A 24,778-nucleotide genomic window follows, 5' to 3' on the forward strand; every position below is an offset into this window, starting at 1 on the left:
TGCCGACCGACACCGGAACGGCCGCGATCGACGGCCCCGGTCCCAGAAGTTCGGAGTCCTCGTGTTCAGAGCGGTCGCGCGCATCATGCGCACCCCTGATCTTCGCAAGAAGATCGGCTTCACCCTCGCGATCATCGCGCTGTTCCGCCTCGGGTCGTACATCCCGGCACCGTTCGTCGACTACGCGGCCGTGCAGAGCTGTCTCGCCAGCGCCTCGTCGTCCGGCGGTCTCTACGACCTGATCAACCTGTTCTCCGGCGGCGCGCTGCTGAAGCTCTCGGTCTTCGCGCTCGGCATCATGCCGTACATCACGTCGTCGATCATCGTGCAGCTCCTGCGCGTGGTCATCCCGCACTTCGACTCCCTCTACAAGGAGGGCCAGTCCGGTCAGGCGAAGCTGACGCAGTACACGCGCTACCTCACGATCGCGCTGGGCGTGCTGCAGTCCACCACCCTGATCACGGTCGCCCGCTCGGGTGCCCTCTTCGGCACGAACGCGTCGTCCTCCTGCTCGTCGATCATCTCGAACGACAGCTGGTACGCGATCATGCTCATGGTCGTCACGCTGACCGCCGGTACCGGCCTCATCATGTGGATGGGCGAGCTCGTCACCGAGCGCGGCATCGGCAACGGCATGTCGCTCCTCATCTTCACGTCGATCGCGGCGCAGTTCCCGTCGGCGCTGTGGGCCATCGAGCAGTCGCAGTCGTTCGAGCTCTTCCTGTTCGTCATCCTGGTCGGACTGGTCATCATGATGGCCGTCGTGTTCGTCGAGCAGTCGCAGCGGCGGATCCCGGTCCAGTACGCCAAGCGCATGGTCGGCCGACGCACGTACGGCGGTAACAACACGTACATCCCGATCAAGGTGAACATGGCCGGCGTCGTGCCCGTCATCTTCGCGTCGTCGCTGCTGTACCTGCCGGCCCTGGTCGCGCAGTTCAACAAGCCCTCGGACGGCTCCGAGCCCGCGGCGTGGGTCACCTGGATCGAGAACAACCTCGTCTCCGGCGACAACCTGTTCTACATGGTGCTGTACTTCCTGCTCATCGTCGGGTTCACGTACTTCTACGTGGCGATCACCTTCAACCCCGAAGAGGTCGCCGACAACATGAAGAAGTACGGCGGGTTCATCCCCGGCATCCGTGCCGGTCGTCCGACCGCCGAGTACCTCGACTACGTCCTCACCCGGGTGACGCTGCCCGGCTCGCTCTACCTCGGTTTCATCGCGCTCATCCCGCTGGCAGCACTGGCGCTGTTCGGCGCGAACCAGAACTTCCCGTTCGGTGGCGCGAGCATCCTGATCATCGTGGGTGTCGGTCTCGAGACCGTGAAGCAGATCGACTCGCAGCTGCAGCAGCGTCACTACGAAGGGCTTCTCCGTTGAGCGCACGTCTCATCATCGTCGGACCCCCCGGAGCGGGGAAGGGCACCCAGGCCGGACGGATCGCCGAGTCCTTCGGGATCCCGGCGGTCTCGACGGGCGACATCTTCCGCAAGAACGTCGCAGAGGGCACGCCGCTCGGTGTGCAGGCCAAGGCGATCATGGACGCCGGCGACTACGTGCCGGACTCCTTGACGAACGAGCTCGTGAAGTCGCGCCTGAACGAGGCCGACGCAGCCGAGGGGTTCCTGCTCGACGGGTACCCCCGCACGGTCGGGCAGGTCGAGTACCTCGACGCGCTGCTCGCCGAGCAGGGCACCGGGATCGACGCGGTCGTGCAGCTCGTCGCCGACCAGGACGAGCTCGTCGGCCGGTTGCTCAAGCGTGCCGAGCAGCAGGGCCGCAGTGACGACAACGAGGAGACGATCCGTCGTCGCCAGCAGGTCTACACCGAGCAGACCGCCCCGATCGTCGGTGCCTACGGCGACCGTGGTCTCGTCCTCGACGTCGACGGCCTCGGCGCGATCGACGAGGTCGGCGACCGCATCCAGGCCGCGCTGTCGGCTCGCGGGCTGACCGCGGGCGTCTGACCCGGCGTGGTCCGCTTCCGCAAGCCCTCGATCTACAAGACGCCGGACGAGCTCCGCGCCATGGTGCGCCCCGGGCTGCTGACCGCCGAGGCGCTCGACGCCGTGCGTGCGGCGATCCGTCCCGGCATCACGACGGGTGAGCTCGACGCGATCGCCGAGCGGACGATCCGCGACGGCGGCGGGATCCCGAACTTCCAGCTCGTGCCGGGCTACCGGCACACGCTGTGCGTGTCCGTGAACGACGAGATCGTGCACGGCATCCCCGGTGACCGCGTGCTCGCTCCCGGTGACATCGTGTCGGTGGACGCCGGTGCCGAGGTCGACGGCTGGAACGGCGACAGCGCGTTCACCACGGTCGTCCCCGGTGGTGACGCCGAGGTGTCCGCAGCACGCCAGACGCTCTGCGACACCACGGAGCGCTCGCTCTGGCACGGCATCGCGGCGCTCGCCCACGCGAAGAACCTGCACGAGGTCGGTTCCGCGGTCGAGGACGCGATCGACGAGACCGGCGCCTGGGGCATCGTCGAGGACTACACGGGGCACGGCATCGGTCGCTCCATGCACGAGGACCCGCCGGTCTTCAACTACCGCGTCCGCGGTGCCGGTCCGGCGGTGAAGCCCGGCCTGGTGGTGGCCATCGAGCCGATGGTCACCGCGGGCACGATCGACAGCTCGACGGACGACGACGACTGGACCGTCCGCACGATGGACGGCAAGGACGCCGCGCACTGGGAACACAGTGTCGCTGTGCACGCCGACGGCGTGTGGGTCCTGACGGCCGCCGACGGCGGCGCTGCGGGCCTGGCCACGCTGGGAGTGACGCCCGTCCCGATCCCGTAGGACGGGCCTCCAGTCCGACACGCCACTGCCGGCCGCACCCCCGACCGGGAGGCTCGGCGCAGCTCCGTCCCGCAGCGCGCGCCTGGCGGTCCCACGTCCACGGCCGCGCGAGACGCCGTCGTCGTGCGGAGACGCCGGCAAGACGCCAGGGTGCCGTCGGATTCGGCGGCGTCTGGTGCGTTCGGGGGTGTCGTGCCAGGACGACGGCGTCTGGGGTGCGGTCAGTTGCCGACGGAGCAGGTCTGCTCGGAGGCGCTCTGTCCGGTGATCGACGAGGGCAGCGGGGTCGACGTCGCCGTGCTCGTGGCCGACGAGCTCGGTGCGGACGACGTTCCCGACGATGCGCCGCTCGACGCGGGCGCCGACGCCGTGTCGGACGGCGTGGTGCCGGTCGACGGCGCGGTCGTCGCGGTGCCCCCGGCTGTCGGCGACTCCTCGGACGCGCGCCCGGTGCTCGAGTCGCTCAGCGAGGACTTCACGTCGTTCTGCAGCGCCACGTTGAGCGTGTGGGCGGTCTCCTGGTCGACGATCACCCGCGCGCTGTCGTCGGGGTCGTCGGCGACGGGGTACTGCACGAAGAGCATGTTGGCGGTGCTCATGCCGCGCAGTGCGGAGGCAAGGCCGACGAGGGTGCGGGTCTGGGCCAGGCCGTCGGACAGCGTCATGTTCGACAGGGCCGCGCCGGCGAGCTTGTAGAGCGTGATGGGGTTCGACAGGGTGCCGTCGGAGGTGACCTTGCGGAGCAGCGCCGACAGGAACACCTGCTGCGAGCTGATCCGGGCCAGGTCGCTGCCGTCGCCGACGCCGTGGCGGGTGCGCAGGAACGCGAGGGCGTCGGAGCCCTCGAGGTTGTGCGAGCCGGCGGTGAGGTGCAGACCGGTGAAGGTGTCGTCGATGGGCTCCGCGACGCAGACGTCGACGCCGCCCAGGGCGTTCGACATCTCGATCACGCCGTCGAAGGTGATGAGCCCGGCGTAGGGGATGCTCAGGCCGGTGAGGTTCTCGACGGTGTCGACGACGCACGAGACGCCACCGTTGCCGAGCGCCGTGTTGAACATGGCGGAGGTCGAGGCCGGGTAGGTCGTCCCGCTCGCGGGGTTGGTGCAGGCCGGGATCGGGACCATCAGATCGCGGGGGAAGCTGACCGCGGTGAGCTGCTGGTGGTCCTCGGAGATGTGGATGAGCATGGTGACGTCGTTGCGGGCGCCCTCGACGTCCTCGTCGGAGTCGAACTGTCCGACGCGGGTGTCGCTGCCGATGAGCAGGATGTTCGCCCCGCCCTTGATCGCCGTGATGTCGGCGGTCTTCGCGGTGCTCTGGTCGTCGGTGCTGAGCTGCACGGTCTGCGGTGCGGTCGCCAGCTGGGCGCCGGCGATGGCGGCGACGCTCGTCCCGCTCACGAGCACGACGGCCAGCGCCGAGGCCACGACGGTCACGAGCGTGGTCCAGCCGCGACGGCGGGCCTGCTTGCCGTGTGCGGCGAAGGGGCGTCGTGTGGCGTCGGGCACGTGGTCTCCGTTCGGTGGTCCGCGCAGGGTACGTGGGCGGCGGACGTGGCTGCGGAGCAACGCTACGGTCCGGGCACAAGCTCCGGCCCGGAGCACGCCGTCAAACCACTGTGGAACACTCAGGTGTGCCAGCGGAAGCCCCAGGTGAGGGGGCGTGCCGCGCCTGCACTTGGCAATTGCGGGTTTACCACATAAGATCGATCTTTGGTGTGTCATGCCCTCTCGGGTGTGGCGACCGACCCGCAGACCGGTTCGGGGATCACACCTGTTCCACAACCAAGCGACAGTGAGGCTATGGCCAAGAAAGACGGCGTCATCGAGATCGAAGGCTCGGTGCTCGAAGCTCTGCCCAACGCGATGTTCCGCGTTGAGCTGACGAACGGACACAAGGTCCTCGCGCACATCTCCGGGAAGATGCGCCAGCACTACATCCGCATCCTCCCCGAGGACCGCGTGATCGTGGAGCTGAGCCCGTACGACCTGACCCGCGGCCGGATCGTCTACCGCTACAAGTGATCCGCGAGCTGGAAAGGAACGGCTCGGCAATCCTGCCGCGCACGAAGCCAGCGAGCACGAGGAAAGAACAATGAAGGTCAACCCCAGCGTCAAGCCCATGTGCGAGCACTGCCGAGTGATTCGCCGCAAGGGCCGCGTCATGGTGATCTGCAAGAGCAACCCGCGTCACAAGCAGCGCCAGGGCTAGTCCCCGGCGCGTGACCGGCGCCGACGCTGTCCCTCGGACAGCAGGCTGCTCGAGCACGACCCACAACTGAAGATCGACAACGCAGTACCAGAACCCGGTCGCACGACGACCGGGGGACACCTCGGGTCGGAGGCCCGGGCACCGGTACTGCTCCACACCTCCATCGACAACAGGAGCAGCCATCACATGGCACGTCTAGCAGGCGTCGACATCCCGCGCGAGAAGCGCGTGGAGATCGCACTCACGTACATCTACGGCGTCGGCCGTACCCGCGCGGTCCAGGCACTCGCCGAGACCGGTATCTCCGGTGACATCCGCGTCAAGGACCTGACCGACGACCAGCTCGTCGCCCTCCGTGACTTCATCGAGGGCAACTTCAAGGTGGAGGGTGACCTCCGCCGCGAGGTGGCAGCCGACATCCGTCGCAAGGTCGAGATCGGTAGCTACGAGGGTCTTCGCCACCGTCGTGGTCTCCCGGTGCGCGGTCAGCGCACCAAGACCAACGCGCGTACCCGCAAGGGACCGAAGCGCACCGTGGCAGGCAAGAAGAAGGCTCGATAGGAGACCCCGATGGCTACCCCCAAGACTGCCGCGCGCAAGCCGCGCCGCAAGGAGAAGAAGAACGTCGCAGTGGGCCAGGCCCACATCAAGAGCACGTTCAACAACACGATCGTCAGCATCACCGACCCGTCGGGTGCCGTCCTCAGCTGGGCGTCCTCGGGTGCCGTGGGCTTCAAGGGTTCGCGCAAGTCGACGCCGTTCGCGGCGCAGCTCGCCGCCGAGTCCGCTGCGCGTCAGGCGCAGGAGCACGGCGTCAAGAAGGTCGACGTCTTCGTGAAGGGTCCGGGTTCGGGCCGCGAGACCGCGATCCGTTCGCTCCAGGCCGCTGGCCTCGAGGTCGGTTCGATCAACGACGTCACTCCGCAGGCGCACAACGGTTGCCGCCCGCCGAAGCGTCGTCGCGTCTGACGCGAGGAGCAACCGGCCGCGCCCTGCTCGTCCCCTGACGGGGTCGGGCAGGGCCCGCGGCCATTCCTGGTCGTTCGATCGCGCACATCGGTGCGCGTGATCACAACTCAACAGACCCGTCGGGGCCCACGCGGCCCCGTCGTACCGCCAAGTGTCATATAGCGGACACTTCGCCGAAAGGAATCCCACAGTGCTCATTGCACAGCGCCCCACCCTGACCGAGGAGTCGATCTCCGAGCACCGCTCGCGCTTCGTCATCGAGCCGCTCGAGCCGGGCTTCGGTTACACCCTCGGCAACTCGCTGCGCCGCACGCTCCTCTCCTCGATCCCCGGCGCGGCTGTCACCAGCATCCGCATCGACGGTGTCCTCCACGAATTCAGCACCGTTCCCGGTGTGAAGGAAGACGTCACCGAGATCATCCTCAACATCAAGAGCCTCGTCGTCTCCAGCGAGCACGACGAGCCGATCACCGCGTACCTGCGCAAGCAGGGTGCCGGTCAGGTCACCGCAGCGGACATCTCCGCTCCGGCCGGCGTCGAGATCCACAACCCGGAACTCGTCATCGCGACCCTGAACGACACCGCGCGGTTCGAGCTCGAGCTCACCATCGAGCGCGGCCGCGGCTACGTCTCGGCCACGCAGAACCGTTCCGAGTTCTCCGAGGCCGGTCAGATCCCGATCGACTCGATCTACTCGCCGGTCCTCAAGGTCACCTACCGCGTCGAGGCGACGCGTGCCGGTGAGCGCACGGACTTCGACCGCCTGGTCGTCGACGTCGAGTCGAAGCCGGCGATCACGCCGCGCGACGCCATCGCGTCGGCCGGTCGCACGCTGGTCGAGCTGTTCGGGCTCGCTCGCGAGCTCAACACGGCCGCAGAGGGCATCGAGATCGGCCCCGCGCCGGTCGACGCTGTCCTGTCGAACGAGCTGCAGACCCCGATCGAGGACCTCGACCTGTCGGTCCGCAGCTACAACTGCCTGAAGCGCGAGGGCATCAACACGGTGTCCGAGCTCGTCGCCCTGTCGGAGACGCAGCTCATGAACATCCGCAACTTCGGTCAGAAGTCGGTGGACGAGGTCAAGGACAAGCTCACCGAGCTCGGCCTGTCCCTCAAGGACACCGTCCCCGGATTCGACGGCGCCCACTTCTACAGCGGGTACGACGAGGACGAGTCCAACAACTGATCTCGCGCTCACGCGCAAGCGCGCTGACACCGCGCGCACCACTTTCACCACTGGAGAACTGACATGCCGAAGCCCACCAAGGGCCCCCGCCTCGGTGGCGGTCCCGCTCACGAGCGCCTGCTCCTGAGCAACCTCGCCAACGCCCTCTTCACGCACGGCCGCATCACGACCACCGAGACGAAGGCCAAGCGCCTCCGTCCGGTCGCCGAGCGGCTCATCACGTTCGCGAAGCGCGGCGACCTGCACGCTCGTCGTCGGGTCATCGCGACCCTGCGCGACAAGTCCGTCGTGCACACGCTGTTCACGGAGATCGCCCCGCAGGTCGAGGACCGTCAGGGCGGTTACACCCGCATCACGAAGCTCGGCTTCCGCAAGGGCGACAACGCCCCGCTGGCGTCGATCGAGCTCGTCCTCGAGCCGGTGTCGGGCACGCCCGCCCCGGTGAAGCGCACCGCGGCTCCGGCCGCCGCCGCTCCGGTCGAGGAGCCGGCTGCCGACGAGACCACCGAGGAGGCCCCGGTCGAGGAGACCGAGACCACCGAGGAGTCCGCGCCGGTCGAGTCGGAGACCGAGACCGAGGCTGCCGCCGAGGTCGAGGCCGACGCCGCCGAGAAGAGCGACGACACCAAGTAGGACCCCGCGTCACCACGAAGCCCCCGCGACCCAGGTCGCGGGGGCTTCGTCGCGTTCGGGAGCGCTACCCCTGCTCCCCGACGTCCGGAGAACGCAGGACCGTCGCCTTCCCAGTGGGCGCCCCGTAGCGTGTCCGCCCGACAGGGAGAGTCACCACATGGAGTTCCAACACATCGCGGGCGTCGGTCGCCGCGCGTGGCGGTGGAGCCGCACGTCCGGCACACAGCCGCGACTGCTGCACGCAGCCAAGGCCGCCGGCGCCGCGGCACTGGCCTGGCTCATCGCCAGGCACGTGCCCGGGGTCGCGTCCGACTACCCGTACTACGCACCGCTCGGGGCGATCGTCGCGATGCAGACGACGGTCTACGCGGGGCTGCGCAACGGCATCCAGACGCTCGTCGGCATCCTGCTCGGCATCGCCGTCGCGGGCTTCACGATGATCGTGGGCGACCCGGGGATCCTCGCCGTGGCCCTGGCGGTCGGCATCGGCGTGCTCGTCGGCGGGTTCCGGGTGCTCGGCGAGGGCAGCACCTGGGTCTCGACGGCGGCGTTGTTCGTGCTGCTCGTCGGCGGGGCGAACGCCGAAGGCTACTCGTTCGGGTACCTGGTGCAGATGGGCGTCGGCGTCGTCGTCGGCCTGCTCGTGAACTTCCTGGTGTTCCCACCGCTGCACTTCTGGGACGCCGAACGTCGGATCGACGAGGTGAACGCCGTGTTGGCCGAGCACCTCGAGGGGCTCGCGCGCGTGCTGGAGACCGGCAAACGCGACGAGGACGCCTGGAACCGGCAGCAGGACAAGCTCGACCGTGCGATCGCCGACGTGCGCGCGCGGGTGTCCGTTGCGCACGAGAGCCGGAAGATCAACCCCCGCGGGGCGCTCCGCGGGTCACGGGCTCGGCTCCAGCAGGACGGAGCACGCTTCCGCGCGCTCGAACGGGTCGCCTGGTACACGACGGACCTCACCGAGCTCGTCGCCCGGTCGGGTCCGGTGTCCGCGAACATCGGGCGTCCCGACCCCGCGTTCACCGAGCCCCTCACGGAGGCGCTCCGCCAGCTCGCGTGCATGATCCGCGGGGAGTGCCCCGAGGACGAAGGCGACAAGGCGATCGAGCGACTCGAGCAGGCGCTCGACGCCTCACGCGAGAACCCCTCGCACGTCGCGGTGACGGCGTCCGCGCTCGTGGCGCTCCGCGGCATCGTGGAGTCCGAGCGCCGTGCGACGGACAACCTCGACACCCGCACGGGGCCGTCAGCGTTCCACCGTCCGCGCGGCTGACGCGAGGACCCCGTGACACCGGCGCTCCGTAGACTCGCACCGTGACCGTCCCGCCCCGCATCGCCGTCCTCGGACCGGTCACGGTGACGGGTGCGGACGGCCGGCAGTCGCCGGTGCCCGGTGCGCTCGCTCGGTCGTTCGTGACGGCGCTGGTGCTCGCGCGCGGCCACGCCCTGACCACCGAGTCCCTGATCGACGACCTCTGGCCGGACGTGCAGCCGCGGGGTGCCCGTGCAGCGCTGCAGACGCTCGTGTCCCGACTGCGCCGGAGCGTGGCGGACGGCCTCGTGGTGTCGACGAGCACCGGGTACGCGTTGGGCGGCGACCCCGAGGACGTCGACCTCGCCCGTGCCGAGCGTGCGGTGGGCGAGGCGGAGCCGGCAGCGGTCCGTGCGGCCCTCGACCTCTGGCGTGGTGACCCGGGCGCGGACGTCGACGGGGACCTGGGCGCGGCGCTCGCGGACCGTGCGGCAGTGCTCCGGCGGACACTCCGGCGTGCGCTCGGCGGTGCACTGCTCGACGAGGGCGACGCCGACGAGGCAGCCGCACTCTGGGCGGCAGAGGCCGTCGCCAACCCCTACGACGAGGTCGCGGTCGCCGGTTCGATGCGTGCCCTCGCCGCGGCCGGCCGCACGAGCGAGGCCATCGCCGCCTTCGCGGCGCACCGTGACCGGCTCGCCGACGAACTCGGCGCCGACCCCTCGGCCGATCTGGTCCGCCTCAACGCCGAGTTGCTGCGTCGGTCCGGCCCCGCCACGGGCAGCGTCCGCCGCGTCGGCCTGCGTGCTGCGCCGAACACCTTGGTCGGGAGGGAGGCCGACCTCGCCGCCGTCTCGGACCTGCTGTCCGCCGGACGGCTCGTCACGATCCTCGGTGCGGGTGGGCTGGGGAAGACCCGCCTCGCGCAGGCGGTCGCCGCCGGCCTGCCGCCGACACAGGGCGTCGTCGTGTTCGAGCTCGCGCCGCTCGCCACGGCTGACGACATCGTGCCGGCCCTCGGCGCGCTGCTCGGGATCGCCGAGTTCCGTTCCACCAGGTCGCTCCGGGACGCCGTCGCGGCCGACCTGCGCACCCGGGTCGTGCGGGCGCTCGCCGACGGGCAGACCGTGCTCGTCCTGGACAACTGCGAACACCTGGTTGCCGAGGTCGCCGCCTTCGCCGCGGACCTGCTCGCGACCGTGCCCGAGCTGCGGATCCTGACGACGTCACGCGCGCCGCTCGCCATCGCCGGCGAGGTCGTGGCTCCCCTCGCGCCCCTGCCCGTCGAGGCCGACGGGGCAGCCGTCCGGCTGTTCACCGAGCGGGCGCGGGCCGCACGACCCGGAGCCGTGCTGCCGGTGGACGCGGTGCGCCGGATCTGCACGCGGCTCGACGGGTCACCGCTGGCCATCGAGCTCGCGGCCGCACGCATCCGGGGGATGAGCGCCGACGAGATCGAGCGCCGGCTGGACGACCGGTTCGCGCTGCTGCGCGGCGGCGACCGGAGCGCCCCGGAGCGGCACCGCACCCTGCTCGCCGTGATCGAGTGGAGCTGGCGCCTGCTCGACGACGGGGCCCAGGACCTGTTGACCCGGCTGGCGCTCTTCCCGGACGGACTCGCGGTCGACGCCGTCGAGGCCGTCGCCGCCCCGGACCGCCGGGCCGACGCGCTCGACGACCTCGCCGAGCTCGTGGAGCAGTCGCTCGTGCAGCTCGTCGAGCACGAGGGCGAGCCCGTGCGGTACCGGCTGCTCGAGACCGTGCGGGAGTTCGGTGCCGCCCGGCTGGGGGACCGCGGCGCCACCGAGGCCGTCCGAGCGGCCATGATCGGCTGGGGCCGTGGGTTCGCGGCCGAGCGCAACCTCCTCACCATCACGGGTTCCGCCCAGCTCGAGCGGTTCCGCGAGGTCGCCCGCGAATCCGACAACCTCGTCACGCTGCTCCGCTGGAGCCTGGCGGCCGACGACACCGCGGCGGTCGCGCACCTGTTCGCGGCCCTCGGCGGCTACTGGTCGCTGCGCGGTGCCCACGGTGAGGTCGTCGCACTCGGCCCCGAGGTCGTCCCGGTCCTGCGCCGTACCGGACCGGCGACCGAGGACCGTGCCGCGACCGTGCTCGGACTCGTCGTCACCGGCGGGTCCTCCGCGTTCAGCGACAAGCGCACCGCAGCCCTGGCCGTGTCGACCCTGCGCCGCGTGATGCGCGACGGCACCACCGGGTTCGCGGTGCTCGACGCCCAGGCAGCGCTGCTCCTCACCCTGGGGCGACCGGCCGACGGGTACGCCCTGCTCGCCCGCTACCGCGACGACCCGGAGCCCGGGGTCGCCTGCCTGGCGAACATGCTCAGCGCGCCGCTCGCCGAGAACGACGGGGAGTCCGCCGTCGCCCTGCGGTACGCGACCCGCGCTGAGACGCTCTCGCGGTCGAGCGACGACGCCTGGACCACCGGGTCGATCGCCGTCACCATGACCCAGCTCCTGGCGCAGACCGGCCGGCACGCCGACGCACTGCGGTCCGCCGAGGTCGCCCGCGAGCAACTCGAACGGTTCGGGGCCGACGACGACCTGTACGAGATCGGCTGGACCGTCGGCCTCTGCGCCGCGAGCACCGGCGACGTCGTCCGTGCCCGGCAGGTCGCCGACGACCTGCAGCACCGTCCGGTCGAGGCCCGCGGCGGGTTCGACGAGGACCGCGTGCAGATCGGCGTGCTCGCGATGGCCATCGGTGCGGAGTGCTCGCGCTGGGAAGGAGCCCTCGACGACGCCGCGGCGGAGTACGCCCGCGCCTGGGACTCCGTGCTGCCCCTGCGGAAGCAGACGCCGCACTGGACGCTCATGGCGGGCTCGGCGCGGATCGCGGCGCGGGACGAGGCGGCGGTGCACCGGTCCGGCGGAGCCGCGCCGGGCCTCCCGGTCGACGACCTGGCGGTCGCGAGACGCCTGCGCGTCGGTGCGCTCGTGATGCTGCGCGTCCACCCGTGGTGGCTTGACCTGCCCGTGATCGGGACCGCCCTGCTCGGCCTGGCGCTCGCCGCCGCCCGTGACGGACAGCCGGAGCACGCCGCTCGCTGCTGGGGGCTGGCGACCCGACTCGGTTCGCGGCAGGACTTCGGCGTGCTCGCGCACCCACGGATACGGTCGGTGCTGGCCGACGCCCTCGGCGACGCGGTGCTGGCGGACGCCGAGACGGCCTCGGCCGGATCGAACCGGACCGAGGCCGTCTCGCAGGCGCGGCTCCTGCTCGAGGAGCTGCGGTTCCGCGTGCGCTGACCGGCGCCCGTCAGGCCTTCCGCATGTACGCGCGGACCGTCAGCGGCGCGAACACCGCGACCACGACCGCTGCGCCGAGCAGGCTGATCCAGAGGTCGACGCCCACCGTGCCGTGGTTCACGAGCTCACGGACCGCCGTGATGAGGTGCGAGATCGGGTTCACCTCGGAGAACCAGCGCAGCCAGTCCGGCAGGGTGTCCGCCGGCACGAACGCGTTCGACAGGAACGTCAGCGGGAACAGCACCATGTTGGAGATGCCGGAGACGCTCGACGCCGTCCGCGCGACGACGCCGAAGTAGGCGAAGATCCAGCTGATCGCCCACGCGACGACGATGACCAGCAACCCGGCCAGGACGACCGCACCGAACCCGCCGGCGGGACGCAGACCCATGATGATGCCGACCGTGAAGGTGATCGTCGTGGCGATCGCGTACCGGACGGTGTCGGCGAGCAGCGCACCCGCGAGCGGGGCGATCCGGGCGATGGGCAGGGACTTGAAGCGGTCGAAGACGCCCTTGTCCATGTCCTCGCGCAGTTGCACGCCCGTGACGATCGACGACGTGATGTTCGTCTGGACCAGGATGCCGGGGATGATGATCGGCAGGTAGCTCGCGACGTCACCCGCGATCGCACCACCGAAGATGTACGTGAACATCACGGTGAAGATGATCGGCATCAGGGTGACGTCGAACAGCTGCTCCGGGGTGCGCCGGACCTTGATCAGGCCGCGGTACGCCATCGTGAGCGACTGCCGGACGGTGGCGCCGAGGCCGGTCGCACCGACGCCGGGGCGCGGGGTGATCCGGGGCGCAGCGGTGCCCGTGGTGCTGGTGATGGTGGTCATGCGATGCTCCCTGCGAGTTCGCGGTCGGTGCTGTCGTTGTCGTCGTCGGTGCCGTCGTCGTCGGTGCCGTCGTCTTCGGTGGTCGCCGGTGCGCCGGTGATCGTCAGGAAGACCTCGTCGAGGGTGGGCTTCTGCACGCTCATCTCGGCGAGGGTGATGCCGGCCTCGCGGAACGACACCAGCAGGTCCGTCACGCGGTCGGGGTCCGACATCGGTGCGGTGAGACGCGAGCCCTCGGGGCTGGCCACCGCGTCGACACCGAGGGTGTTCCGGACAATCGTGCGCGCGGCGTCGAGCCGGAGCGCATCGGTCAGGCGGAGCTGCAGCGACGAACTGCCGATCGAGGCCTTCAGCTCGTCGCTCGTGCCCTCGGCGACGACCTTGCCGTGGTCGATGACCGCGATGCGGTCGGCGAGCTGGTCCGCCTCGTCCAGGTACTGCGTCGTCAGCAGCACCGTCGAACCCGTCGCCACGAGCTCGCGGTTGGTGTCCCACATCTGCGCACGGGTGCGGGGGTCGAGCCCCGTCGTCGGCTCGTCGAGGAAGATCAGCGGCGGCTGCGCGATGAGGCTCGCAGCCAGGTCGAGCCGGCGACGCATGCCACCGGAGAAGCCCTTGAGCGGGCGTGACGCGGCCTCGGTCAGCCCGAAGCGTTCGAGCAGCTCGACGGCTTTCCGCTTCGCGTCGGCGCGGGACAGCCCGAGCAGGCGCGCGAAGATCACCAGGTTCTCGGTCGCGCTGAGCGTCTCGTCGACACTGGCGTACTGCCCCGTCACCCCGATCAGGGTGCGGACCGTCTGCGCCTCGCGCCGGACGTCGTGCCCGAAGATCCGGGCCTCGCCGCCGTCCGCCTTGAGCAGGGTCGCGAGCATGGAGATGGTGGTGGTCTTGCCGGCGCCGTTGGGACCGAGCACGCCGTAGACCGTGCCGGCCTCCACACGGAGGTCGACACCGTCCACTGCGCGGTTCGTCCCGAAGGTCTTCACGAGGCCGGAGGCCTCCACCGCGAGCGGTGTCGTGGTCATCGAAATGTCCTTTCGTCGATGTCGAGGACGATGGTGCCGCGGGGCGCTCACGCGGCACTGACGTGACGCTGACACCGGTGGACAGCGCGCGTCAGCGGCGCAGCGGCCTTCGGTTGTGCAGACGGGTGTCCGCCGACTGCCGGGAGGCGCGGTGCAGCCCCGGTACGGTGGTCGCGTGGACGAGACGGCGGGCCCGCAGGGCGGCGGCGAGGCTGCCGGGATCCGGCTGCGGCTGGACATCGCGTACGACGGGGCCGCGTTCTCCGGGTGGGCCCGGCAGCCCGGGCTGCGGACGGTGCAGGGCGCGCTCGAGGCCGCCCTCGCCACCGTCTTCACCCGGTGGGGCGAGCCGCCACTGCTCACCGTCGCCGGACGCACCGACGCCGGCGTGCACGCCACCGGCCAGGTCGCCCACCTCGACCTCTCCGCCGAGCAGTGGGACGCGCTCAGCGCCAAGCGCGGCACGGGGCGCTCGCCGCTGGACGGGCTCGTCAAACGCGTGAACGGCATCGCGGCACCAGAGGGCGACGTCGTCGTCACCCGGGCGTCGGTCGCACCCGACGGGTTCGACGCACGGTTCTCGCCGCTCTGGCGACGGTACGAGTACCGGATCGCGGACGCCGACGCCCCGCGCGATCCACGTCGGCGCGGGCACACGGTCTGGCACGGTGCGAGCCTCGACCCGGCAGCGATGGAGCGCGGTGCGCTGACGCTGTTGGGGCTGCACGACTTCGCGACGTTCTGCAAGCCGCGCGAGGGCGCGACGACCATCCGGACGTTGCAGGAGTTCCGCTGGGACCGCGAGCCGGACGGCGTGCTGGTGGCGCGCCTCCAGGCCGATGCGTTCTGCCACTCCATGGTGCGCGCGATGGTGGGGGCGACCATCGCCGTCGGCGAGGGACGGTTCGGGCCGGAACGACTCGAGGAGCTCCGCGTCGCCGAGACGCGGACGAGCGCGTTCAAGACCGCTCCGGCGAAGGGGCTGACGCTGACCGAGGTGGGGTACCCGGCCGACGCGGAGCTCGCGGGGCGGGCGGAGCAGACGCGGGCGCGACGGGAGTGAACGCCCGGCCCTGATGTTGCCGAACGCAATCATTTACCTCGACGCAACCTGAGGGACTCCGCAGGTCGGTAGCGTGCGGGCATGCCCAACTCCCTCGGGCGCACTCTGCTGTGCGCCACGGCTGCCGCGACACTCCTCGCGGCCCCGCTCGTCACCGTCACCGCAGCGACCGCGAACCCCGAGGGGAGTGGCCTCGTCATCGAGGAGGCCTACCTGAAGGCCGGCAGCAACGGCGCCTTCTACAACCAGAAGTTCATCGAGATCGGCAACCCGACCGACGCCCCGGTGTCGCTCGACGGCTGGTCGCTGCAGTACCGCTCGGCGACGAGCACCGGCGCCTTCTCGACGAGCGCGCTCGAGGGGACGGTGCCGGCCGAGGGCACGTTCCTGGTGTCGATGGCCGGCAACGGTGGGGCCACCGCGGTCGGTGCGGACCTGCCGACGGCGGACGACACCGCGTCGCTGAACCCCTCCGGCACCACGGGCACGATCGTGCTGTCGAACGCCGCCACACCGGTGGCCCTCGCCGCGGGTCCCGTGGCGACCGGCACCGCGGGCGTCGTCGACCTGCTCGGCTACGGCGCCTCGAACACGTACGAGGGCACCGTGCGCACCGTCGAGGGTGCGAACGCCGTGCCGAACGGCCTGGTCCGCCAGGGCACCGCGGACACCGACGACAACGGCGCGGACTTCTCGGTGACGACGACCCTGACCCCGCGGAACGCCGCGGGTGAGACGGCTGCGCCGACCGACCCGACGGAGCCCACCGACCCGACGGACCCGACGGAGCCGACGGACCCCGGCGCCCCTGCCGAGGCCGTGACCATCGCGCAGCTGCAGGGCACCACGGACACCTCGCCCTACGCCGGCAAGACCGTCACCACCGACGGCGTCGTGACCGCGGTCTACGCGTCCGGCGGCTTCAACGGCTACACGATCCAGACCCCGGGGACCGGCGGCGCGATCGACTTCGGCACCCACACCGCGTCCGACGCCGTCTTCGTCTTCTCGTCCGCGACCGCCGGGTTGGTGGCCGAGGGCGACCACGTGCGGGTCACCGGTGCGGTCTCCGAGTACTTCGGCCTGACCGAGCTGACGGTGTCGGGGGCATCCTCGCTCGAAAAGCTCAGCGACGCCGTCGCCGCCCCGCAGCCCGCCGCGGTCGCGTTCCCGTCGTCGGACGCGCAGCGCGAGTCGCTCGAGAGCATGCTCATCGCCCCGCAGGGCTCCTACACCGTCGCCGACAACTACACGACGAACCAGTACGGCGAGGTCGTGCTCGCCAGCGGCGCCGGCCGGCTCGTCCAGCCGACCGAGGTCGGTCGCCCCGGCAGCGCCGAGGCGACGGCTGCCGCGGCGTCCAACGCCGCGCGCAAGGTCACGCTCGACGACGGTGCCAGCACCAACTTCCTGACGAAGGCCAACCAGGGCATCCCGGTGTCCTGGCTCACCCAGGGCCCGGTCACCGTCGGTGCGACCGCCACGTTCGAGGGTCCGGTCGTCCTCGACTACCGCAACAGCGGGTGGAAGTTCCAGCCGACCGCGCCGATCACCGGTGCGACCCCGGCGGCGGACCTGCCCGCGTCGTTCTCGAACGTGCGGCAGGCGAAGCCGCAGGACGTCGGCGGCGACCTCAAGCTCGCCGGGTTCAACGTGCTGAACTACTTCCCGACCACGGGCGACCAGCTCACCGGGTGCTCGTACTACACCGACCGCGCGGGCGACCCCGTCACGGTGAACTCCGGCTGTGACGCCCGCGGTGCTGCTGAGGAAGAGGACTTCCTGCGCCAGCAGGTCAAGATCGTCAAGGCGATCAACGGCCTCGGTGCCGACGTCGTCTCGCTCGAGGAGATCGAGAACTCGGCGCGCTTCGGCCAGGACCGCGACGCCGCGGTCGCCACGCTCGTCGACGCCCTGAACGCCGCCACCGGCGAGGACACCTGGGCCTACGCGAAGTCGCCCGCGACCGTCCCGGCGAGCGAGGACGTCATCCGCCTCGCGCTCATCTACAAGCAGGACCGCGTCGAACCCGTCGGTGCGTCGACGATCCTGCTCGACGACGCCTTCACGAACGCCCGGCAGCCCGTCGCGGACGCGTTCCGCCCCGTCGGCGGCACCGCGGACGACGACTTCCTGGTGATCGCGAACCACTTCAAGTCGAAGGGCTCCGGCACCGGCGAGAACGCCGACCAGGGTGACGGCCAGGGCGCCTCGAACGCCGACCGGGTGCGGCAGGCCAAGGCCCTCGTGACCTTCTCCACCGACATGCAGGCGCAGTACGGCACCGACAAGGTGTTCATGCTCGGCGACTTCAACGCCTACAGCAAGGAGGACCCGGTGGTCGTCCTCGACGACGCCGGCTACACCGACCTCGGCCCGGCGCTCGACGCCACCGAGTACTCGTACGTGTTCTCCGGCCTGAGTGGGTCGCTCGACCACGTGTTCGCATCCCCGGCCGCCACCGAGACGGTCACGGGCGTGGACATCTGGAACATCAACTCGGTCGAGTCGGTGGGTCTGGAGTACAGCCGCTACAACTACAACGCGTCGGACCTGTACACCGACGACGTGTTCCGCGCGAGCGACCACGACCCGATCCTGGTCGGCTTCGACCTCGATGCTGCAGGCACCGACCCGGGCACGGACCCCGGGACCGACCCGACCCCGGTGCCGACCCCGACCCCGACGCCGGGTGACGGCGGCTCGACCCCGACCCCGACCCCGACGCCCACGTCGAAGCCGACCCCTGCTCCGACCCCGCCGGCTCCGGGAGCGGTGCCGCCGGTGGCCCCGTCGGAGACCGGTCTGACCGACGCGAACCGCGGGAGCGTCTCGGCGCCGTCGTCGGCTCGTGCGGGGGAGACCATCACGGTGACCGTCGGTACGCAGTATGCGGGTGACGTCGTGAACGTGTGGCTGTACTCGACCCCGACGCTGCTCGGCACCGTGACGGTCGGCGCTGACGGCACGGTGCGCGTCACGATCCCGTCGGACACCCCCGCTGGTGCACACCGCCTCGCGGTGACGGCCGCGGACGGGAGCCTGATCGGCTGGACCCCGATCACGATCACCGCTGACGGGCAGCTCGCGTTCACGGGTGCCGAGGGCCTCGGTGTCGGTGCGCTCATCGCGTTCCTGCTGCTCGCCGCGGGTGCGGGCGTCCTGATCGTCCGCCGCCGGAGGACCGCGGCCGCCGCGGAGTAGTCCCCACGCCCCACCTGAGCACTTCGTGAGCAGGAATGGTCGGGTTCGCCGTGCGCGACCCGACCATTGCTGCTCACCATGCGGGGGTGGGCGCGACCCACGGACGGACGGGAGGCCCGTGGCCAGGCCGCCACGGGCCTCCCGTCCGGCAGTGGCTGCGTTTGACCGACGCGACCCGCGTCGGCTAAGCTCTCACCTTGGTCTGTGCGCCACGCGCGCCGGACAGTCAGATGAGCCCTCCATCCGGGCGTTCCGCCGGCTTCTGCCGTGGGGAACCCCGACCGGAGTGGGATTCACGGACTCCTCACCTCGACACGAAAGCAGCACTCCTGTGACTCGCACGTTCTCACCGAAGCCGGCAGACGTCCAGCACGACTGGATCGTCATCGACGCGACCGACGTCGTCCTCGGCCGTCTCGCCACCCACGCCGCGGCGCTCCTGCGCGGCAAGCACAAGGCCACCTTCGCCCAGCACATGGACATGGGTGACTACGTCATCATCGTGAACGCCGACAAGGTCGCCCTGACCGGTTCGAAGCTCGCGAAGAAGGTCTACTACCGCCACTCCGGGTACCCGGGCGGCCTGACGGCGACCTCCTACCCGGAGATGCTCGAGAAGCACCCCACCCGCGCCGTCGAGAAGGCGATCCGCGGCATGCTGCCGAAGAACACCCTCGGTCGCGAGCAGCTCAAGAAGCTGAAGGTCTACGCCGGCGCGGAGCACCCGCACTCCGCGCAGCAGCCCAAGGCGTACATCTTCGACCAGGTCGCACAGTAGTTCCGGCCACGACGACTTCAAGGACATAGAGAAACTCATGGCTCAGATCGCTGATTCCCTCGACCAGACCCCGGAGAGCTTCACCACGGAGAGCGCACCCGCCGCTGCCGAGGCTGCTCCCCGTCAGATCCTCAACGTCTCCGGCGGTGCCGTCGGGCGCCGCAAGGAGGCCATCGCGCGCGTTCGCCTCGTTCCGGGCTCCGGCACGTTCGTCGTGAACGGTCGCTCGCTCGAGGACTACTTCCCGAACAAGCTGCACCAGCAGCTCATCAACGACCCGTTCAAGGTCCTCGAGCTCCTCGGCTCGTACGACGTCGTCGCCCGCATCACCGGTGGCGGCCCCTCGGGTCAGGCCGGCGCACTCCGCCTCGCCATCGCCCGCACGCTGAACGAGATCGACCGCGAGAACAACCGCGCGACCCTCAAGAAGGCCGGCTTCCTCACCCGTGACGCCCGCGTCATCGAGCGCAAGAAGGCCGGTCTCAAGAAGGCCCGCAAGGCTTCGCAGTTCTCGAAGCGCTAGTCGTCACCGGCTGAAGATCGCAATGCCGCGTCTGTTCGGTACCGACGGGGTTCGTGGTCTCGCCAACGGCGAGCTGACGGCCGCGCTCGCACTGGGTCTTGCCCAGGCGAGCGCGGCCGTTCTCACACACGGACACCATGCCGACGCCCGCCGGGCGTCAGGTCGCCCGCGCCCGCGCGCGGTCCTCGCGCGTGACCCGCGCGTCTCCGGCGAGTTCCTCGGTGCCGCCGTCGCGGCCGGGCTCGCTTCCGCCGGCGTCGACGTGCTCGACGCCGGAGTCATCCCCACTCCCGCTGCGGCGTTCCTCGTCGCGGACATCGACGCCGACTTCGGCGTGATGATCTCCGCGTCGCACAACCCTGCCCCGGACAACGGGATCAAGTTCTTCGCCACGGGTGGTCGCAAGCTGCCGGACGAGGTCGAGGACCGCATCGAAGCGGCCATGCACGACCACTCCGCGCCGACCCCCACCGGCATCGACGTCGGTCGGATCACCCGGTTCGCCGACGCCGAGGACCGCTACGTCGTCCACCTGCTCGGCACGCTGCCGCACCGGCTCGACGGCATCCACGTCGTGCTCGACTGCGCCAACGGTGCTGCCGCCGGCGTCTCGCCCGAGGTGTTCGTGAACGCCGGGGCCCGCGTGACGCTCATCGGCGCCGAGCCCGACGGCTGGAACATCAACGACGGCGTCGGCTCGACCCACATCGACAACCTGTCCCGCGCCGTCCTGGCTGCCGGCGCGGACATCGGCATCGCGCACGACGGCGACGCCGACCGCTGCCTGGCGGTGGACGCCGCGGGCAACGCCATCGACGGTGACCAGATCATGGCGATCCTGGCGCTGTCGTTGCAGGAGCGCGGCCGGCTGAAGGACGACACCCTCGTCGCGACGGTCATGTCCAACCTCGGGCTCAAGCGCGCCATGGCCGACGCGGGCATCACCGTGATCGAGGCCGGCGTCGGCGACCGCTACGTGCTCGAGAAGATGAACGAGGGCGACTACTCCATCGGTGGCGAGCAGTCCGGCCACATCATCTTCAACGAGTACGCCACCACGGGTGACGGCATCCTGACCGGGCTGCACCTGGTCGCCGAGATGGCGCGCACCGGGAAGTCGCTGCAGGAGCTCGCCTCGTGCATGACGGTGTTCCCGCAGGTGCTGCTCAACGTCCGCGGCGTCGACCGGCACGGTCTCGCCGACCAGGGCGTGCAGGACGCGGTCGCCGCGGCTTCAGCAGCGCTCGGTGACACCGGTCGCGTCCTGCTCCGTCCGTCGGGCACCGAGCCGGTCGTGCGCGTGATGGTCGAGGCCGCCTCGCAGGACGATGCCCAGCGCATCGCCGAGGAGCTCGCCGCCGTCGTGCAGGAGCGCCTGGCGCTCGACGCCGCGTAGGGCGGGCGCGACTTCGCGCTGCGCGGGCGCCGCGTTCGCGCCCCGCTGCGGTCGTTGCGCCCCGACTCTTCGGGGCGCGACGACCGTACGGGGGCGCAATCGGGCGAGCACGCGGCCGCGTCGCGCCCCGCTTGCGTCGCGCGCCCCGCTGCGGTCGTTGCGCCCCGACTCTTGGGGGCGCGACGCCCATACCGGGGTGCAAGCCCGCGCGCACCCGCGCGCGCCCGCGCTAGATCTTGCGGAGCAGGACCGAGTTCACCTTGTGGTCGGCAGCCTTCTTCAGCACCAGGGTCGCGCGGGACCGGGTCGGCAGGACGTTCTCGAGCAGGTTCGGCTCGTTGATCGCCCGCCAGACCTCGGTCGCCGTCCGGACCGCGTCGTCGCGCGACAGCGAGGCGAACCGGTGGAAGAAGGAGTCCGGGCTCGAGAACGCCTCTTCCTGCAGGGCCAGGAACCGGTCGACGTACCAGGCCTCGATGTCCTTGGTCTTGGCGTCGACGTAGATCGTGAAGTCGAACAGGTCGGACAGCGCGAGCCGCCCGTGCACCGGCGGGGCGAGCACGTTCAGGCCCTCGACGATGAGGATGTCCGGCTGGCGGACGACGATCTCGGCGTCCGGCACGATGTCGTAGACCAGGTGCGAGTAGTACGGCGCCCGGACCTCGGTCGCGCCGCTCTTCACCTGGCTGACGAATCGCAGCAGGGAGCGGCGGTCGTAGGACTCCGGGAAGCCCTTCCGGTCCATGATCCCGCGACGCTCGAGCTCGGCGTTCGGGTACAGGAAGCCGTCGGTGGTCACCAGCTCGACGCGTGGGGTGTCCGGCCAGCGCTTCGTCAGCTCGCGGAGCAGTCGGGCGACGGTCGACTTGCCGACGGCGACGGAGCCCGCGACGCCGATGACGAACGGCGTGCGTCCGGCGCGGTCACCGAGGAACCGGCTCGTCTCGGCGTGCAGGTTCCGTGCACCGGCGGCGTAGAGCGTCAGCAGCCGTGACAGTGGGAGGTAGACCTCCTGCACCTCCTGCATGTCCAACCGGTCGCCGAGCCCGCGCAGCTGCACGATCTCGGTCTCGGTGAGCGACAGGTGCTCCTTGGGTGCGAGCTGCGACCACTCGTGCCGCGGGATCTCCACGAACGGGGTCGGGTGCGCGACGGCGGTCTCCGGGATCGGCATGGGGACGAGCGTACAGACGGGTGACCGTCAGGCGGGCAGGGCGGCCTCGATGGCCGCGATCACCTCGGGGGCGTCCGGCTTCGTGGTCGGACGGAAGCGCGAGACGGTGCCGTCGGGGGCGACGAGGAACTTCTCGAAGTTCCAGCTGACCCGTCCGGCCTTGCCGTCGGCGTCCGGGGTCTCCTTGAGCGCCTGGTAGAGCGGGTGCGCGCTCTTGCCGTTCACCTTGACCTTCTCGGACATCGGGAAGGTGACGCCCCACGTGGTGGAGCAGTACTCGTCGATGGCCTCGGACGAGCCGAGCTCCTGCAGGAACTGGTTGCTCGGGAACCCGAGGACCGTGAAGCCGCGCGGGCCGTACTGCTTCTGGAGGGCCTCGAGCTGCTCGTACTGCGGAGCGAGACCGCACCGCGACGCCACGTTCACGACCAGCACCGCCTTGTCCGCGAACGAGCCGAACGTGGTGTCCTCGCCGTGCAGCGTGGTGATGGCGATGTCGTCGAAGCGTCCCATGGCCGAAACGTTATCCCCAGCCCTGCTGCTTCGCAGGGTCCGCGCTCAGGCAGACCGTAGGATCGCTTCCATGTGTGGAATCGTCGGCTACGTCGGCAGCAACAGCAGCCAGGACGTCCTCCTCGGTGGCCTCCGTCGCCTCGAGTACCGCGGCTACGACTCGGCGGGCATCGCCGTGGTCGACCCTGCGGGGGACCTCGTCTCCGCCAAGAAGGCGGGCAAGCTCCAGGCCCTCGTCGACGAGCTCGAGTCGTCGCCGATCCCGGACGGCACCACGGGCATCGGGCACACCCGCTGGGCGACCCACGGCGGCCCGACGGACGGCAACGCCCACCCGCACCTGGCCGACGGCGACAAGCTCGCCCTCATCCACAACGGCATCATCGAGAACTTCTCCGAGCTGCGCGCCGAGCTGCAGGCCGAGGGCATCGAGTTCCGCAGCGAGACCGACTCCGAGGTCGCCGCGCACCTGGTCGGTCGGGCGTTCCGCGAGACCGGTGACCTGACCGCCGCCATGCAGCAGGCCGTGCAGCGACTGGACGGGGCGTTCACGCTCCTCGTCGTGCACGCCGACCAGCCCGGCGTCGTCGTCGGCGCCCGTCGCAACTCCCCGCTCGTGGTGGGCCTGGGCGACGGCGAGAACTTCATGGGCTCGGACGTCGCCGCGTTCGTCGCCTACACACAGCGCGCGCTCGCGATCGGTCAGGACGAGATCGCCACGATCCGCCCCGACCGCGTCGACGTCATCCACTTCGACGGCACCCCGGCCACCCCGAGCGAGTTCGAGGTGAACTGGGACGCCTCCGCCGCCGACAAGGGCGGCTGGTCCTCGTTCATGGCGAAGGAGATCAGCGAGGAGCCCGAGGCCGTCGCCAAGACGATCCTCGGCCGCGTGCACGACGGTGCCGTCACCCTGACCGACCTCGACCCGATCGCCGAGCGTCTGGCCACGGTCGACCGCGTCATCGTGATCGCCTGCGGCACCGCTGCGTACGCCGGCATCCTCGGCAAGTACGCCATCGAGCAGTGGGCCCGGATCCCGGTCGAGGTCGAGCTCGCCCACGAGTTCCGCTACCGCGACCCGGTGCTGAACGACCGCACGCTCGTCGTCTCGATCAGCCAGTCGGGCGAGACGATGGACACGCTCATGGCCGTCAAGTACGCCCGCGAGCAGGGCGCGCAGGTGCTGTCGATCTGCAACACCCAGGGCGCGACGATCCCGCGCGAGTCCGACGCCGTGATCTACACGCACGCCGGGCCCGAGGTCGCCGTCGCGTCGACGAAGGCCTTCATCGCCCAGGGCGTTGCGCTGTACCTCCTGGGGCTGCACCTGGCCACCCTTCGCGGCACCATGACGGCGGAGCAGATCGCCGAGCAGGTCGCCGAGCTCGAGGGCCTGGCCCCGAAGCTGCAGCAGACCATCGAGGACGCCGCTGGCATCAAGGACCTGGCGCGCTGGATGGCGGACACCCGCAGCGTGCTGTTCCTCGGTCGCCACGTCGGCTACCCGATCGCGCTCGAGGGCGCGCTCAAGCTCAAGGAGCTCGCGTACATCCACGCCGAGGGCTTCGCCGCCGGTGAGCTCAAGCACGGCCCGATCGCGCTCATCGAGCCCGGGCAGATCGTCTTCGTCATCGTGCCGTCGCCGCGTGACCCGCGGTCGCTGCACCCGAAGGTCGTGTCGAACATCCAGGAGATCCGCGCCCGTGGCGCTCGCGTGATCGCCATCGCGGAAGAGGGCGACGCCGCCGTGCTGCCCTTCGCCGACGAGGTCCTGCGCATCCCGCTCGCGACCCCGCTGTTCGAGCCGCTGCTCGCCGTGGCGCCGTTGCACATGTTCGGCATGGAGCTCGCCGCGGCCAAGGGCCTCGACGTCGACCAGCCGCGCAACCTCGCGAAGTCGGTCACCGTCGAGTAGTCGCAC

Annotated in this window: 22 protein-coding genes; 17 read left to right on the plus strand and 5 right to left on the minus strand. The window is 70.6% G+C overall.

From position 1 onward, the window contains the following. Positions 1 to 61 precede the first annotated feature (61 nt). The 3 genes from secY to map are packed head-to-tail and all read left to right on the plus strand — an operon-like array spanning position 62 to position 2,811. Positions 62 to 1,384: a preprotein translocase subunit SecY gene (secY, locus tag EDF47_RS05960; RefSeq protein WP_111083457.1), complete on the plus strand. Its 1,323-nt coding sequence runs from the start codon at positions 62 to 64 to the stop codon at positions 1,382 to 1,384. Beyond that, positions 1,381 to 1,971 carry an adenylate kinase gene (locus EDF47_RS05965; RefSeq protein WP_123293144.1) on the plus strand — a complete coding sequence of 197 codons (591 nt, stop codon included), beginning with the start codon at positions 1,381 to 1,383 and terminating at the stop codon, positions 1,969 to 1,971. Before secY ends, EDF47_RS05965 begins: the two co-directional genes overlap by 4 nt. Positions 1,972 to 1,977: 6 nt before the next feature. After that, the gene (map, locus tag EDF47_RS05970; protein ID WP_133937336.1) at positions 1,978 to 2,811 is read left to right on the plus strand and encodes a type I methionyl aminopeptidase; all 834 of its coding nucleotides are present in this window, start codon (positions 1,978 to 1,980) and stop codon (positions 2,809 to 2,811) included. Between the two features lie 221 nt (positions 2,812 to 3,032). Here the strand turns inward: map and EDF47_RS05975 are convergent, their stop codons facing one another. After that, positions 3,033 to 4,319, minus strand: coding sequence for an LCP family protein (locus EDF47_RS05975; RefSeq protein WP_165901022.1), 1,287 nt, complete (start codon positions 4,317 to 4,319; stop codon positions 3,033 to 3,035). Positions 4,320 to 4,613: 294 nt separating this feature from the next. Between EDF47_RS05975 and infA the strand changes: the two genes are divergently transcribed. The 8 genes from infA to EDF47_RS06015 all read left to right on the plus strand — a co-directional run bounded on the left by infA (position 4,614) and on the right by EDF47_RS06015 (position 12,334). Next, a complete protein-coding gene (gene infA / locus EDF47_RS05980; RefSeq protein WP_017885509.1) occupies positions 4,614 to 4,835 on the plus strand; it encodes a translation initiation factor IF-1 in 222 nt (73 codons plus the stop codon). Between the two features lie 70 nt (positions 4,836 to 4,905). Further along, complete coding sequence (gene rpmJ, locus EDF47_RS05985) at positions 4,906 to 5,022, plus strand: 50S ribosomal protein L36 (protein WP_071276701.1); 117 nt, start codon at positions 4,906 to 4,908, stop codon at positions 5,020 to 5,022. A 186-nt stretch (positions 5,023 to 5,208) separates the two neighbouring features. Continuing rightward, positions 5,209 to 5,583: a 30S ribosomal protein S13 gene (gene rpsM / locus EDF47_RS05990; protein WP_058728274.1), complete on the plus strand. Its 375-nt coding sequence runs from the start codon at positions 5,209 to 5,211 to the stop codon at positions 5,581 to 5,583. 9 nt (positions 5,584 to 5,592) lie between these two features. Then, complete coding sequence (gene rpsK, locus EDF47_RS05995) at positions 5,593 to 5,991, plus strand: 30S ribosomal protein S11 (protein WP_017885507.1); 399 nt, start codon at positions 5,593 to 5,595, stop codon at positions 5,989 to 5,991. Between the two features lie 190 nt (positions 5,992 to 6,181). Beyond that, the gene (locus EDF47_RS06000) at positions 6,182 to 7,177 is read left to right on the plus strand and encodes a DNA-directed RNA polymerase subunit alpha (RefSeq protein WP_071259847.1); all 996 of its coding nucleotides are present in this window, start codon (positions 6,182 to 6,184) and stop codon (positions 7,175 to 7,177) included. A 63-nt stretch (positions 7,178 to 7,240) separates the two neighbouring features. Continuing rightward, the gene (gene rplQ, locus EDF47_RS06005) at positions 7,241 to 7,810 is read left to right on the plus strand and encodes a 50S ribosomal protein L17 (RefSeq protein ID WP_131845954.1); all 570 of its coding nucleotides are present in this window, start codon (positions 7,241 to 7,243) and stop codon (positions 7,808 to 7,810) included. A gap of 157 nt (positions 7,811 to 7,967) precedes the next feature. Next, a complete protein-coding gene (locus EDF47_RS06010) occupies positions 7,968 to 9,086 on the plus strand; it encodes an FUSC family protein (protein ID WP_133937334.1) in 1,119 nt (372 codons plus the stop codon). Positions 9,087 to 9,127: 41 nt separating this feature from the next. Further along, positions 9,128 to 12,334, plus strand: coding sequence for a BTAD domain-containing putative transcriptional regulator (locus EDF47_RS06015; protein ID WP_133937332.1), 3,207 nt, complete (start codon positions 9,128 to 9,130; stop codon positions 12,332 to 12,334). Positions 12,335 to 12,344: 10 nt separating this feature from the next. On the opposite strand, the gene EDF47_RS06020 is transcribed toward EDF47_RS06015, so the two are convergent. Together EDF47_RS06020 and EDF47_RS06025 are read right to left on the minus strand one after the other, a co-directional pair. Beyond that, on the minus strand, positions 12,345 to 13,178 hold the full coding sequence (locus tag EDF47_RS06020) for an ABC transporter permease (RefSeq protein WP_133937330.1): 834 nt from the start codon (positions 13,176 to 13,178) through the stop codon (positions 12,345 to 12,347). Next, a complete protein-coding gene (locus EDF47_RS06025) occupies positions 13,175 to 14,203 on the minus strand; it encodes an ATP-binding cassette domain-containing protein (protein WP_133937328.1) in 1,029 nt (342 codons plus the stop codon). Before EDF47_RS06025 ends, EDF47_RS06020 begins: the two co-directional genes overlap by 4 nt. A gap of 175 nt (positions 14,204 to 14,378) precedes the next feature. Here EDF47_RS06025 and truA point away from each other — a divergent pair, with 175 nt between their 5' ends. From truA to glmM, 5 genes are all read left to right on the plus strand, one after another. Then, positions 14,379 to 15,266, plus strand: coding sequence for a tRNA pseudouridine(38-40) synthase TruA (truA, locus tag EDF47_RS06030; RefSeq protein WP_243692326.1), 888 nt, complete (start codon positions 14,379 to 14,381; stop codon positions 15,264 to 15,266). A gap of 81 nt (positions 15,267 to 15,347) precedes the next feature. Next, entirely contained in the window at positions 15,348 to 18,470 is a 3,123-nt protein-coding gene (locus EDF47_RS06035; RefSeq protein ID WP_208320954.1) for an ExeM/NucH family extracellular endonuclease, read from the plus strand. Between the two features lie 331 nt (positions 18,471 to 18,801). Continuing rightward, a complete protein-coding gene (rplM, locus tag EDF47_RS06040) occupies positions 18,802 to 19,248 on the plus strand; it encodes a 50S ribosomal protein L13 (protein ID WP_071259898.1) in 447 nt (148 codons plus the stop codon). Positions 19,249 to 19,285: 37 nt separating this feature from the next. Then, entirely contained in the window at positions 19,286 to 19,771 is a 486-nt protein-coding gene (gene rpsI / locus EDF47_RS06045) for a 30S ribosomal protein S9 (RefSeq protein ID WP_111083442.1), read from the plus strand. 22 nt (positions 19,772 to 19,793) lie between these two features. After that, positions 19,794 to 21,167 (plus strand): phosphoglucosamine mutase, encoded by a 1,374-nt coding sequence (gene glmM, locus EDF47_RS06050; protein ID WP_123936954.1) that lies wholly within the window; start codon positions 19,794 to 19,796, stop codon positions 21,165 to 21,167. A 229-nt stretch (positions 21,168 to 21,396) separates the two neighbouring features. On the opposite strand, the gene coaA is transcribed toward glmM, so the two are convergent. Next, positions 21,397 to 22,341 carry a type I pantothenate kinase gene (gene coaA, locus EDF47_RS06055; RefSeq protein ID WP_123293155.1) on the minus strand — a complete coding sequence of 315 codons (945 nt, stop codon included), beginning with the start codon at positions 22,339 to 22,341 and terminating at the stop codon, positions 21,397 to 21,399. Between the two features lie 27 nt (positions 22,342 to 22,368). Next, on the minus strand, positions 22,369 to 22,854 hold the full coding sequence (locus EDF47_RS06060) for a glutathione peroxidase (protein WP_111083439.1): 486 nt from the start codon (positions 22,852 to 22,854) through the stop codon (positions 22,369 to 22,371). 70 nt (positions 22,855 to 22,924) lie between these two features. Here EDF47_RS06060 and glmS point away from each other — a divergent pair, with 70 nt between their 5' ends. Further along, a complete protein-coding gene (gene glmS / locus EDF47_RS06065; RefSeq protein WP_123936953.1) occupies positions 22,925 to 24,772 on the plus strand; it encodes a glutamine--fructose-6-phosphate transaminase (isomerizing) in 1,848 nt (615 codons plus the stop codon). Positions 24,773 to 24,778: the final 6 nt, after the last annotated feature.

Origin of the sequence: Curtobacterium sp. PhB190 (assembly GCF_004365385.1) — a bacterium.
Lineage (GTDB): Bacteria > Actinomycetota > Actinomycetes > Actinomycetales > Microbacteriaceae > Curtobacterium.

What these genes read in the sequence shown, in the direction of transcription:
- infA (WP_017885509.1), top strand. Translation starts at nt 4,614, where the DNA reads ATGGCCAAGAAAGACGGCGTCATCGAGATCGAAGGCTCGGTGCTCGAA.
- rpmJ (WP_071276701.1), top strand. Translation starts at nt 4,906, where the DNA reads ATGAAGGTCAACCCCAGCGTCAAGCCCATGTGCGAGCACTGCCGAGTG.
- rpsM (WP_058728274.1), top strand. Translation starts at nt 5,209, where the DNA reads ATGGCACGTCTAGCAGGCGTCGACATCCCGCGCGAGAAGCGCGTGGAG.
- rpsK (WP_017885507.1), top strand. Translation starts at nt 5,593, where the DNA reads ATGGCTACCCCCAAGACTGCCGCGCGCAAGCCGCGCCGCAAGGAGAAG.
- rplQ (WP_131845954.1), top strand. Translation starts at nt 7,241, where the DNA reads ATGCCGAAGCCCACCAAGGGCCCCCGCCTCGGTGGCGGTCCCGCTCAC.
- EDF47_RS06010 (WP_133937334.1), top strand. Translation starts at nt 7,968, where the DNA reads ATGGAGTTCCAACACATCGCGGGCGTCGGTCGCCGCGCGTGGCGGTGG.
- EDF47_RS06020 (WP_133937330.1), bottom strand. Translation starts at nt 13,178, where the DNA reads ATGACCACCATCACCAGCACCACGGGCACCGCTGCGCCCCGGATCACC.
- EDF47_RS06025 (WP_133937328.1), bottom strand. Translation starts at nt 14,203, where the DNA reads ATGACCACGACACCGCTCGCGGTGGAGGCCTCCGGCCTCGTGAAGACC.
- EDF47_RS06035 (WP_208320954.1), top strand. Translation starts at nt 15,348, where the DNA reads ATGCCCAACTCCCTCGGGCGCACTCTGCTGTGCGCCACGGCTGCCGCG.
- rpsI (WP_111083442.1), top strand. Translation starts at nt 19,286, where the DNA reads ATGGCTCAGATCGCTGATTCCCTCGACCAGACCCCGGAGAGCTTCACC.
- glmM (WP_123936954.1), top strand. Translation starts at nt 19,794, where the DNA reads ATGCCGCGTCTGTTCGGTACCGACGGGGTTCGTGGTCTCGCCAACGGC.
- coaA (WP_123293155.1), bottom strand. Translation starts at nt 22,341, where the DNA reads ATGCCGATCCCGGAGACCGCCGTCGCGCACCCGACCCCGTTCGTGGAG.
- EDF47_RS06060 (WP_111083439.1), bottom strand. Translation starts at nt 22,854, where the DNA reads ATGGGACGCTTCGACGACATCGCCATCACCACGCTGCACGGCGAGGAC.
- glmS (WP_123936953.1), top strand. Translation starts at nt 22,925, where the DNA reads ATGTGTGGAATCGTCGGCTACGTCGGCAGCAACAGCAGCCAGGACGTC.